Below are 11,634 nucleotides of genomic sequence, written 5' to 3'. Positions count from 1 at the left end.
CATAGTAAAACCCCTAACGTTGGATTTAGTTGTCCAACGTTAGGGGTTCACTTTAGCAAGCTAAGTTGTCAGTGCTTTTTTTAGATATAACTTTAGTGACCATGGTAACTATAAATAGGCGCCTTCTTTTAGAATTTTGCGTGCTTTTTCCCCATTTTTTTCGTTGACTAAAATAATGGGGCCGGTGCAACCCATGCCACTTTCAGCATAAATTTGCTTTTGCCAAAGGAGCTGGACAGCATCTTCCATTTCGATCACGTCGATGCCTGGAATTTGGTCCGTCACTACTTCTTTAGCTGGTGCTTCAACTGTTTTAGTTTCTGTTGCTGCTTTCGGCTTTAAATCAGCACAAATTTGGTCAAGCTGTGCTTGTTTAGCTTGCGCATATTCTTGCTTGCTAATCGTTGCCAAATGCCCTTTTGCCAACTGGTAGGCATAGTTTAACGCATTGACAATTACTGGCACACCGCTGGCCCGCGAAATAATGCAAATGTTGTTATCGTAATCTGCACCGATTCCTGGTCCGTAGCCAGCCCCTAATGTTTCGTACTGGCCACCACTGGCATAAGCAGAAAATAGCTTCATTAAAATATTACCAGTTAAACTATCACAGACCGCCACGTCCACACTGCCCGTCAGCAAATCATTCCCGCGGAGAATGGCACCGCCATCTGCCCGTTGGCTTTCACCAAACGCGATGTCATAACCGTTGCCTTTTAAGGTACGTAATGCGCGTTCAACAGTATTGGCACCTTCTACATTCAAAATCCCGACAGTCGGTTTAGCAATGCCCATGGTTTTCGCGGCAATAATCCCGTTTACCGCATTTAATACCATGGCTTGATTACGCACTGCACTGGTCGTTCCAGTAGTCGTCGCGATAAATAGCTCACGGCCAAACGCTGGGGTAACCACTTTTCCTACGGTAGAGACACCGATTGGAAAAGGATAGTGCAGCGTGACACAACCGTCAATGGTGCCATCTGCCAACAAGCTTTCCATCAATTGGTATTCATTTTGGTCGCTGTTAGCGGTAGAAACATGTTGAAAGTCCTTCGCCCAAGGAACGTCTTGGCCAATTAAAACCACGTCAAATTGGTTAGCTTGTTTAATGGCATAAGCCGCTTGCTTCATGACTTCTAAACCTAGCTCACTACCATCAATGGTCAGACCAATTTTAATCCGCTGTTCAAACGTGCCATTATCAATGGCATCTGCCACATCTTCAAATACTTTTTTTACAGTTTGCTTTACTTGATTTGGCATCTGTCCACCTCTAATCTTCAGACAGGCCAGCTGCAAGGGTCCGCAATGCTTTGGCCACTTCTGTTTTCACTAAGGCCTCAAGATCAGCGCGGTCTTCTTGTGCCGGTGCACCTGAATTACGCTCGATCATCAAAGATACCCCGTCAAATAAGTTGGTCATCCGCCCTAAGAACAAGGAGCCTTTACCAATAATCATCACTCGGTTTTTATCGCCGCTAGTTAAGTCAGCTTCCGCAAAACCTAGGTACGGCACACCACTTGGAATGTGGCCTTGGGTCGGCGCCCAACCCACCAGTGCACGATCATTAACGAAGTTCATCAAATCTTTGCGTTCGATTTCTTTGCGCATGACGCCTAAAGCCGCGATCATTTTCATGTTCGATAGCGGCACATCACCAGCACCAGATGGCTTAGTAATGTCTGGGTTTTGCATTTCTAACGCATAAGCGTCCACATCTTTGACGGTTAAGCCAGCTTTACTCAAGACATCACCAATTAAAGCTGTAATCACCGCTTGCGGACTAGAACCACTAGAAACTTTGTGTTTACCAATTAAATCATGGCGTAAGATTGGGTGTTCACCGTCATTTTCACTGATTAAAGTGGCAAAACCACCGAGTACATCTTCTAGAATCGGAAAGCCTTTGTTAACGTGGGATTTACCATTCATCCCAAGTTTTGGCGTTGAACCCCCGCCCACAATCACTACGTTTTTGTGGGTACCCGCAGCGACATCAGAAGCCGCCGCAATCAATGCATGGGTCGGTGCCGCGCAGAAACTCCGCAAGTCACTGCCTGTCGCGTTGGTGCAACCGCAAAGTTCCGCAATGGACTTGGCAAAGTTGCCGCCACCGCGCTGATTCATGTCACCACAGGCCTCTTCACTACATTCAATGACGTAGTCGATGGAGGCTGGGTCAATATCATGTTTATCAAATAAATGCCGCAACGCTAAAATGCCACTAGCTTTCACAGCTAAGTTTTCCAACATCACATGAGCACTTAAATTTGGATCAATTTCATGGGCACGACTGACACAGCCCACTAATTTCTGGTCTAAATACAAGCCTTCAGCACCATGATCAGCAACTTGTTCTTTAATCCAATCGAGCGGCTTTTCGCCATTTAATTTAGCTGCATCTTCTTTAAACAAAGGATTGCTTGCCAGTTGCTGGCGGACTTCTTCGATAAAGTTTTCCTCTAAATGAACCAGCTCGAAAATATCCGCTAATTGCAATAGGCCGTAAAATTCAATTTCTGGTAAAATTTCGCCAAAACGACCAGTGCGTTTACCTTCAATTTTTTGCTTGACCCAAGGCTGTGGTAGCGCTTTTAATTCATCGTAAGTCATGTTGCCGATGTAAGTTTGGTTAGGCGCATAATTGATCACGTCTTCATAAGGCCGAATGTTTTGGTGTAAATTTTTTAAATAATCACTATCTGGGGTGGTAATTTTTTCTGTTGTTTGTGTGGTCCCATTATGTTCGACCATGTCAGGTGTGTGCACCAGGACATAGCTGGACCCTCTTAAAGTTGCATAATTCATTAACCTACTCCTTTACTGCCTAGTAACGCCGGATTTTATAAATACTTTTTAATCATATTTTCGACATTTTCTTTAGTACAGTCATCCTTGGTTAACTCTTCAGCTTTTTCACCATTTTTGAAAATTGAAATCACCGGCAGGCCAAAAATTTTATGTTTAATGCAAAAACGGCGCACTTTTTTCTGTGACGTGTTGAAGCGAGTGAAATGAACTTGGTCGCCATATTGGTCGGATAAAGCTTCAACCGATGGCATTAAAGCTTTACAATCTTCACAAGATTCGCCCCACCAGTCCACTAGTACTGGCTTGTCCTGATTTGTAACTTCCGCATCAAAATTATCAACTGTTAAATCTACCATTGTCATAATAATTGCCTCCTTATTTGAGTGTTGCTACATATTTTTGCGCTGAATAAGCGGCAGTCGCCCCATCACCAGCTGCAGTCACCACTTGCCGCAATGTTTTCTGCCGTAAGTCACCAGCAGCAAACACACCAGCAATATCAGTTTTCATCGCGTCATCTGTGGTGAGATAACCTTGCTCATCCATTGGTAAAACACCTTGATACAAGTCGGTATTCGGAATGTTGCCGATAAAAATGAACACACCGAACAACCCATCATCTTCATCTGCTTTGAATTCAGTGGTTTGGTTGGTCTTGGTATTGCGGATGGTCATGGATTCAACCATGCCGTCCCCTTCAATTTTATCCACCACGGAATCAAAGATGTAATCGATTTTATCGTTGGCTTTTGCTTCTTCAATGGCGATGGCATCTGCCGTTAAGAAGCTTAAGTTTTGAATGATGGTCACCTTCCGGGCAAACCGGGTTAAGAACAAAGCCTCTTCCACCGCGGAATTACCGCCACCGATGACGTAAACTTCCATATCTTCGAATAAAGCCCCATCACAAGTAGCACAGTAAGAAACACCTTTACCGCTCAACTCTTGTTCGCCTGGACAGCCAATCTGCCGTGGATGCGCCCCGTTGGCACAGATGACCGACCGGGTTTCATAGGTGGTGCCGTCGTGACAAGTAATGGTTTTAACTTTGCCATCAAAGTCAATGGTTTCTACTTGTTTGCCCACTTCAATTTCAGCACCGAAGTTGGTCGCTTGTTCTTTCATCCGTTCAATCAGTTCTGGACCACTAGTTTCGGCCCCTTCCCCTTTAACCGAACCGGGGAAATTAGCGATTTCGTGGGTGATCACAATCTGACCACCTAATTTCTTTTGTTCCAGCACAAGGACTTTTAGCCGTGCGCGTGCGTTGTATAAAGCAGCAGTTAACCCTGCTGGGCCACCGCCAATAATGACGACATCGTACATTCCTGGTCAACTCCTTTGATAAAACAGGGGTTGTGACAAAACTGCTTTTGCCACAACCCCCTTTCTAACTTGATGAACTTTTTACCAAAATGGGTCGCATTAGGCCGTTAAACCAACACTTTCAACAAGCTGCTGGCAGCCTGATGCGCCATTTGCGTCGTGGCTTTTAATTCCATTCAAAAACTTGTTGATCCGTCACTGGCGTCGTCAACGCTTTAAATGCTTGCTCGACGATTTTACGCCGTAATTTCTTTTCTTCGTCAGGCGCCAAATCCGGATTCCCCAAAGGATGAGGGATCGCAACAGCCGGTACAATCCGGTTTGCCCCAACTGTCAAGGAAATTGGAACCACGGTACAAATGTGGACCACTGGAATGCCTGTCTTTTCAATTTCTTTTACCATCGTTGCCCCGCAACGTGTACAAGTTCCTCACGTGGAGGTTAAAATGACAGCATCTACCCCGTCAGCACGCAATTTTTCAGCAATTTCACTGGCATATTTCTTAGCATTGGCAACGGAGGTCCCGTTCCCCACAGTCGCGTAGAAATGGTCGTGTAAACTGCCAATTTCGCCTGCTGCTTGGGCATCACGAATGACATCTAGCGGCAGCACTCGGTTAGGATTTTCATTTGCATAAGCCGGATCGTAACCACCATGTGCCGTTTCATAAGTTTCCTCGGTTAATGTTTTGACGTCCGAAATATCATATGAACCATACTTAGACGCACTACTTGATTCAATATGATCAGGATTTCCTTTAGGAACAATACCGCCGGAAGTGACTAAAGCAATTTTTGCCTTAGATAGATCTTTCAGGGCTGGTGCCGGTTCAACATTGTCAAACGCTGGCATCGGGTATTCCGTTTTAAAGTCTTCGCCTTTTAATTTCTTAACGAGCATATCCACAGCCCTTGCGGAGCCGCGTTTTTCTGCAGTAAAGTTTTTACGGTGTCTCACAAAATAGTGATCCGCATCTGGAGAGACCTCTTCGCCATGTAACAGTTTCAACGCTAATTTCGCCATTACCGGAACGGCTTTACGCATTCCGATCGCGCTGTTACGCGTCGCGACGATGTACGCGTCTTTTCTGTACATATCAAGGCCAGGGTTCTCTTCATACATCCCTGTGACAGCCGGAATGTGCAACTGTGCCATCACTTCAGTGGCAACCGCACCGCACGCCATCCCGTACCGTCCTGCATTAAACGCTGGGCCCGCAATGACTAAGTCTGGTTCATATTGTTTGATCATCGCGAGAACTTCTTTTTGAGCTGACTCTAAATTTTCATTAAAGTACGTGTCCCCGCAGACCACGGTCCCGACAATTTCACTGTCGTCGCCTAGGGCATTTTTAAACGCCATACCGGGGCCGACCACGCCGTCCTTGGCAAAAGGCTTAACGTCTGCCTTATCTTCACCGCCAATGCCGGCATAGAATTGGTTAATATAGTGAACCAATCTAAATTTCTTGGTCATATTGCGCCTCCTTACCTTAAATACTTGAAAAAACGATTAGTATTTGGAATATTGATCGCGGATGTCTTTCATTTCGCTAATGATGTCATCCACATCTAAAATCATTTCCATCATACCAATTTGTTCTTCGTACACCTTCTCATCGACGAGCGCTTTAAATTCTGGCTCTACTGCATGGTATACAGCTAAACCTAGCTGTACATTGGTCAATGGACCCGCGTAGGTTGGGTCACCATTGGTAACAGTTTCGGCAGCTAATCCAGCTGCTTCACCTTCTGCTGCACCAATTAGTACCACAACATTTTCTGGACCGTAATTATCGGCCGCTTCTTTTACTCTACGTTGGTTTTCTAAGTCCATTGCCCCTGCGGCCGTTCAAACGAAGCATTCGGTTGAAGAAAAGATCACTTCAGCTCCTGTATTCTCTAGACAAGTTTCAATGGCTTGTCCAGGAATACCATCGCGGTCGCCGATGACTAAGACTTTTTTGCCTTTAACATCTAACGCCATTAGGAATTCCTCCTTATTAAAATTTTATTTGGGGTTTAAACTTCTTGAGCAGACATTTTATTAAACCCTAATTCATTTGTTGCTCCGGTAATGGCTTGAATTTCAACTTTAATCGTGCCATCTTCACGGAGACTGCCGTCAAAACCACCCGCAATATCATCTACATAATCTAATTGCCCGATGACTTTGTCTAACTTCGGCAAGGTAATCACTTCGTTGGCATTACCACCAGTAACTGCAGCATCAGCGCGCTTGTCCGCGTCGGCTAATGACTGGCTGGCACCATCGCGGCCAGCGTACTCGTCGGTAACCACCACGGTTTTGATGCCCTTTTCTTCGATTTTCTTACAGTTCATAATCAAATCGGTGTCTGGGTTACCAAAACCTTCTTGCGAAATAATGACGCCATCTAAGCCCATATATTCCGCTAATTTTGCGACAAAATCACTGGAACGCACTTTATCTTGCAAGTAAACCGTTTCGTTTGTAATGATGACGCCGACAAAATTAATTTCTTTACCGTGTTGCTTATACAAATCCGAAATTACCGGATTATTCAAATGATGGTAAGTGGTGTTTTTATCACAAGCAGAAACACAATTCCCACTGATAATCGCACCATCCATCATTTCCGTTGGGTACATGGTCGTCGGCACAAGGTGCTTGGCATCAGCCCCATAAACATAGGAATCATGCAACAATCCTTGTGACTGCAACATATAAACGTAACCAACTTTTGGCAGGTGTGGATACTTACCAATTTGTTCTAATAACGGTAACGTTTCAAAAGTTTCGACTTCGTCTGGTTCCACCTTTTCGCCAAGTTTGCCGATATAATCAGCGGACTTCAATCCGGCTAAGCGGGCCGCTTCTTCATATTGGTGGGGATCTAAACCATCTTTTGGCTTTAGTTTCAAGCAGATTTCAATCAATTTCGAAAACGGTGTTAGCTCGGCACCTGGGCCTTGCATATCCACAATTCCTTCTTGGAAACCGACAATTTTACCCACAGTCATCACGCCACAGCCTTTTAAAACGTGGGTCCGACCGCTGCCGACAAGGTTAACTTTATTAATCACACCGGGGAAAATCCCGCTTTCAGAATCCACCTTGCACCGCGGTTCAATCACGTCTTTAACCGGCGTAATTCGGGTACTGTCACCTGGTTTAGCAATTTCAATATCACAATCCGCCAAACGATCATCGGCTAAAACCAAGTCAATAATGTTTTGTTTGTTGATGTGAAGGGTTGATCCTTCAATCTTTTCTTCATCATCCAAAACAACAGCTTTAATATTGATTTTTCCAACTACCAGCTTCATTGGCTCACCTCAATTCAATGCTAATTTGAAAACTGTTGACACACAGCTTGTCAGCGATTTATAAACCAACAGCTGCGCTGATACACCGGAGCTTCTGCGCTACTGTCATGAACCACCTCCTTTAGTGAGTCTGGTTGCATCTTGCCCCATCCGTTGTAGGGTGCTTTGGGCAATGTCAAAGTCGATAAACGCAAAATCAGCTAACACTTTGGCTGGCCATTGCGGACGGGGTTTATCACGCATGAATTTATCATAAACGCGGATGGCCGCCTCAATGTATTCTAAACTTTGCATATCGATGTACTGCAAGTGGGTGTTATCTAAGAAAACTGTGCGGTAGTAAGTTTCATTAGGCTTTAAACTACCGCTTAATGGGTGAGTCAATAAAGTCCAGTGCTTATCGATAACTGCCTTTTTCACGCTAGCTAGCACATCTGCATAAGCACCATCAATAAACAACGTGTCGAATTTGTCCCTGACCATCGGATTATTCGTTATAATCACCATCAAAATGGCCTTCCTTCAGAGCTTATTTGTTCAAATATTCACAAGAAAGTGACGCTAGGCAGCAATTTTTTATGCGTCATACACTTGTTAGGCTGAGTGCAAACAAAAAAGAGGATACCAAATAATCATTACAGTATCCTCTGTCACACTAACCTGAGAGATTCCCCTTAAATAAGAGTTGCTCCTTCGGTGCTTACTGCTCTCCAGAGTTTTGTCAGACTGCGGTATTGGACCTGAGATCTTCGTTACCAGCCGTCTGCACAACTGGCACTTATTCCTTCGGTGGTGAATTTTTCACACTCTCCCACAGTCATCATCCAGTATTCAATTAACTTAATTTCCTTACGGTATAGCTAGTATACAATAAAATTTGCGCTAAAGAAAGCGGTTGCGGTAATAATTTAGTTAAAATTTTTTCATTTAAGTTGCCGCTTTTTATTGAATTGAAAGAGCGCTAATAACCCTAAAAACCACACTGGCGCAAACAATAGCGCATCCCGAGTTGTCTTAGAAAACGCTAAGATCACAATCACCATGGTGAAAAACAAGACAACAAAATATGAGGAATAAGGGTAAAACGGCATTTTGAAATTACTTGCAGCCGCTTTTTGTGGATTTAATTGGCGGTAACGCCAGTGGGTAATCACAATAATCACCCAAACGAACACAAAACAGATCGTCGCTAACGATGACGCAATGGTAAACACTTTACTAGGAATAAAGTAATTCATAATCACCGTAATAAAAATCACTAACGTAGAAAAAATTAGCGCGTTACCCGGTACTTTATGTGAGGTTAACTTTTTAAACGAATGCGGCGCATTGCCTTCTTGCGCTAGTGAACGCACCATCCGGCTAGTACTGTAAATCGCACTGTTACAAGCTGAAACTGCCGCACTGAGCACCACGAAGTTGACAATCGATGCTGCAGCGACAATGCCCACATCGGCAAACACCGACACAAATGGGCTTTCGTTAGCCGACACACTGGTCCACGGGTAAATGCACATAATGGCAAATAAGGAACCGATGTAAAACAGGACCACCCGCAATGGAATACTATTAATCGCCTTTGGAATCACTTTTTTCGGATTTGACGTTTCGCCGCCGACTAAACCGACAACCTCAACCCCGGTAAATGCAAAAGTCGCCATTTGAAATGACATGATGAACCCTAATGCACCATTGGGGAAAAAGCCGCCGTGCCGCCAAAGATTGCTGACGGACACCCGACCAGCATCGGTTTTAAATCCAACGATAATCATAAAAATCCCGACTGCGATCAATGCGATAATCGCCACCACTTTAATCAACGCAAGCCAGAATTCCAATTCCCCGTACAAACTGACTGCCACTAAATTTAAACCTAACAAAATGCACAGCGCGATGACTTCTGGTAGCCATTGGGGAAGATTTGGAAACCAATAACAAATGTACATCCCGGTCGCCGTCAAGTCCGCCATGGCTAACGAAATCCAGCAAAACCAATAGGTCCAACCGGTGACAAATGCCATTCTAACGCCTAAGTAATCTGCCACAAAATCTAAAAAAGAATGATAATTCAAGTTCGATAACATTAATTCGCCTAACGCACGCATCATCAACATGATGACCATGCCCGTAATGGCATAAGTTAATAATATTGACGGGCCGGCTAATTGAATTGCTTTGCCGGCACCTAAAAAGAGCCCGGTACCAATGGCGCCGCCGATGGCAATCAGCTGAACGTGGCGGTTATTCAAACCACGGGCCAATTCCTGCGGTTTTTGCTTCTTTTTTGTTTTATCCATGCTTTAGCCTCCACCTTAATGGGCTACCCTAAAATAGCCCCGGTATTATTCGTTTTTATAACGCCTAGGCCAGTTTGCTCATTCGACTTTATCAGTAGAATGCTGCCGGCAAAGCTAGCCCAAAGCTGTTTTAGTTTAAAAACAAAGTGATCCATAAATCAAGCCAGCGCTACTGCCTAATTGGCAAAATCACCGTTTTCCCCGTCCGCTAAAGCATTGTTCATCTGCCTACGCTGTTTACCGCTCGATTTAATGGTACTGCATTCCGGCAAAAATAAAGCCGGATGCTTGTTTATTTATTCACAATAAATTATCGCCCCCTTTAATTCGTTTTTCACTAACAGCTTACAAGAAGTTATTTATTTAGGCAAGCGCTTTCAATACTGCCTGCAAACAAAAACCGGGACTAAAATCCTAAAATAGCCCAACGTTAAAGGATTTTGTCCCGGATAAAAAAATGTTTTAATTCAGTTAATTTGTGAAATCATTTTCAATCAAAATTTAATCTGTTGAAGATTATCAATCACCGAATCAAGTTCAGCAGTAGCCACCGTCCGCATATCTAACAACACTTGATCATGGTTCACCCGTGGAATTAGCGGAAAAGGCGCGTAATTTAACGCACGGGTCAACGCTGCAGTCGATAGCGGTGCCTGCAACCCCACTAACATGGTGGGCAACGCGACGTCTGGCAGTGAACCGCCGCCAACCGCGGTGGTCCCTGACTGCACAGTGGCAGTAAACGTCGTTTTCGCTTCAATTTGCGCTTTGAGCTGCTGCGCTTTTTGGCTAAGGTCGGCTTGACTGGCTGTCAGCGCCCGCAAAACGGGGATTTTTTCTAGCGGATTGCCCTGCTGATACAGTTTTAACGTTGCTGTTAAAGCTGCTAGCGTCGCTTTATCCACCCGTAATGCGCGCAACAATTGATTGTGTTTAAGCTGCTGAATTAACTTGCGTTTACCAGCAATAATGCCGGCTTGCGGGCCGCCCAGTAGTTTATCACCCGAAAACATCACCAAATCAGAGGCTTTTAGTTCCTGCATCACGGTGGGCTCAGCTAAACCATAAGCGCTTAAATCTACTAATAAGCCACTACCTAAATCATTCACCAATGGCAGTTGGTGCTGTTTTGCCAATTGCGCTAAATTTTTAGCCGCTGGTGTTTCGGTAAACCCAATTAACTTGTAGTTACTGGTATGCACCAGTAAAATCCCACCAGTATTTTCGTTAATGGCTTGCTGGTAGTCTTTGACGTGAGTTTTATTGGTGGTGCCCACTTCTTTTAAAATCCCGCCAGTGGCCGTGATAATTTCAGGAATCCGAAAAGATCCACCAATTTCTACCATCTGACCGCGGGAAATAATCACTTCTTTATTTTGGAACAAGGTGCTTAAAACCAGCATTACCGCCGCAGCATTATTATTCACCACCAACGCATCTTCTGCACCGGTTAAATCACTGATGACTTGGCTGATTGCCCGGTAGCGATCTCCCCGCTGTTCTTGGGGGATGTCGTATTCCAAATTAGTTGCGTGCTGGTTCACTGCCAATAAGGCTTGCTGGGCTTCTGGTGCAAGCTTTGCCCGGCCTAAATTAGTGTGCAAAATCACACCGGTTGCGTTAATGACCGGCTGCAACGCGCGCACACGATTATCCGCAATTTGCTGGTCAATTTGCGCGGTAAAATACGCTAGATCCGGCACTTGCTGTAACTGACCGCGAATAATCTTTTGCCGCGTCGCTGCCAGCACGTGATTGATAATCCGCTTAAGCGCAGTACTGCCTAGTGCTTGTTCCCACACTGCAGCTTTATCCAAGTGCAATAAATCATTCATTGCTGGCAAATTTTTTAATTGCTGTTTTGGCTCCATCAAAATCCCCCTCCGT

At 44.6% G+C, this 11,634-nt stretch carries 10 protein-coding genes and 1 riboswitch; all 10 genes read right to left on the bottom strand.

The features are described 5' to 3' along the window. Positions 1-108: 108 nt before the first annotated feature. The 10 genes from grdD to selA all read right to left on the bottom strand — a co-directional run bounded on the left by grdD (position 109) and on the right by selA (position 11,618). A complete protein-coding gene (gene grdD / locus FC24_RS09965; protein WP_057874722.1) occupies positions 109-1,266 on the bottom strand; it encodes a glycine/sarcosine/betaine reductase complex component C subunit alpha in 1,158 nt (385 codons plus the stop codon). Between the two features lie 10 nt (positions 1,267-1,276). Next, complete coding sequence (gene grdC, locus FC24_RS09960) at positions 1,277-2,812, bottom strand: glycine/sarcosine/betaine reductase complex component C subunit beta (RefSeq protein ID WP_057874721.1); 1,536 nt, start codon at positions 2,810-2,812, stop codon at positions 1,277-1,279. A 35-nt stretch (positions 2,813-2,847) separates the two neighbouring features. Beyond that, positions 2,848-3,177, bottom strand: a complete 330-nt coding sequence (trxA, locus tag FC24_RS09955) for a thioredoxin TrxA (RefSeq protein WP_235807392.1) — start codon at positions 3,175-3,177, stop codon at positions 2,848-2,850. Between the two features lie 13 nt (positions 3,178-3,190). Next, positions 3,191-4,141 (bottom strand): thioredoxin-disulfide reductase, encoded by a 951-nt coding sequence (gene trxB / locus FC24_RS09950; RefSeq protein WP_057874720.1) that lies wholly within the window; start codon positions 4,139-4,141, stop codon positions 3,191-3,193. A 166-nt stretch (positions 4,142-4,307) separates the two neighbouring features. Then, complete coding sequence (grdB, locus tag FC24_RS09940) at positions 4,308-5,618, bottom strand: glycine reductase complex selenoprotein B (RefSeq protein WP_083485689.1); 1,311 nt, start codon at positions 5,616-5,618, stop codon at positions 4,308-4,310. A 36-nt stretch (positions 5,619-5,654) separates the two neighbouring features. After that, positions 5,655-6,128: a glycine/sarcosine/betaine reductase complex selenoprotein A gene (grdA, locus tag FC24_RS09935; protein WP_083485688.1), complete on the bottom strand. Its 474-nt coding sequence runs from the start codon at positions 6,126-6,128 to the stop codon at positions 5,655-5,657. 35 nt (positions 6,129-6,163) lie between these two features. Further along, a complete protein-coding gene (locus tag FC24_RS09930; protein WP_057874716.1) occupies positions 6,164-7,450 on the bottom strand; it encodes a glycine/sarcosine/betaine reductase component B subunit in 1,287 nt (428 codons plus the stop codon). Between the two features lie 105 nt (positions 7,451-7,555). Next, positions 7,556-7,957: a GrdX family protein gene (locus FC24_RS09925; RefSeq protein WP_057874715.1), complete on the bottom strand. Its 402-nt coding sequence runs from the start codon at positions 7,955-7,957 to the stop codon at positions 7,556-7,558. 212 nt (positions 7,958-8,169) lie between these two features. Then, a riboswitch (glycine riboswitch) is annotated at positions 8,170-8,274 on the bottom strand. A 99-nt stretch (positions 8,275-8,373) separates the two neighbouring features. Beyond that, positions 8,374-9,747, bottom strand: coding sequence for an amino acid permease (locus FC24_RS09920; RefSeq protein WP_057874714.1), 1,374 nt, complete (start codon positions 9,745-9,747; stop codon positions 8,374-8,376). 494 nt (positions 9,748-10,241) lie between these two features. Further along, a complete protein-coding gene (gene selA / locus FC24_RS09915) occupies positions 10,242-11,618 on the bottom strand; it encodes an L-seryl-tRNA(Sec) selenium transferase (RefSeq protein ID WP_057874713.1) in 1,377 nt (458 codons plus the stop codon). Positions 11,619-11,634: the final 16 nt, after the last annotated feature.

It is taken from the genome of Loigolactobacillus rennini DSM 20253 (genome assembly GCF_001436505.1).
In the GTDB taxonomy this organism is placed as follows: Bacteria; Bacillota; Bacilli; order Lactobacillales; family Lactobacillaceae; genus Loigolactobacillus; species Loigolactobacillus rennini.
This window is presented reverse-complemented; position numbering and strand designations above follow the sequence as displayed.

Bases quoted from the DNA above. Each gene is read 5' to 3' on its own strand.
- trxB (WP_057874720.1), bottom strand. From the start codon at position 4,141: ATGTACGATGTCGTCATTATTGGCGGTGGCCCAGCAGGGTTAACTGCT.
- grdD (WP_057874722.1), bottom strand. From the start codon at position 1,266: ATGCCAAATCAAGTAAAGCAAACTGTAAAAAAAGTATTTGAAGATGTG.
- selA (WP_057874713.1), bottom strand. From the start codon at position 11,618: ATGGAGCCAAAACAGCAATTAAAAAATTTGCCAGCAATGAATGATTTA.
- grdC (WP_057874721.1), bottom strand. From the start codon at position 2,812: ATGAATTATGCAACTTTAAGAGGGTCCAGCTATGTCCTGGTGCACACA.
- FC24_RS09925 (WP_057874715.1), bottom strand. From the start codon at position 7,957: ATGGTGATTATAACGAATAATCCGATGGTCAGGGACAAATTCGACACG.
- FC24_RS09930 (WP_057874716.1), bottom strand. From the start codon at position 7,450: ATGAAGCTGGTAGTTGGAAAAATCAATATTAAAGCTGTTGTTTTGGAT.
- FC24_RS09920 (WP_057874714.1), bottom strand. From the start codon at position 9,747: ATGGATAAAACAAAAAAGAAGCAAAAACCGCAGGAATTGGCCCGTGGT.
- trxA (WP_235807392.1), bottom strand. From the start codon at position 3,177: ATGACAATGGTAGATTTAACAGTTGATAATTTTGATGCGGAAGTTACA.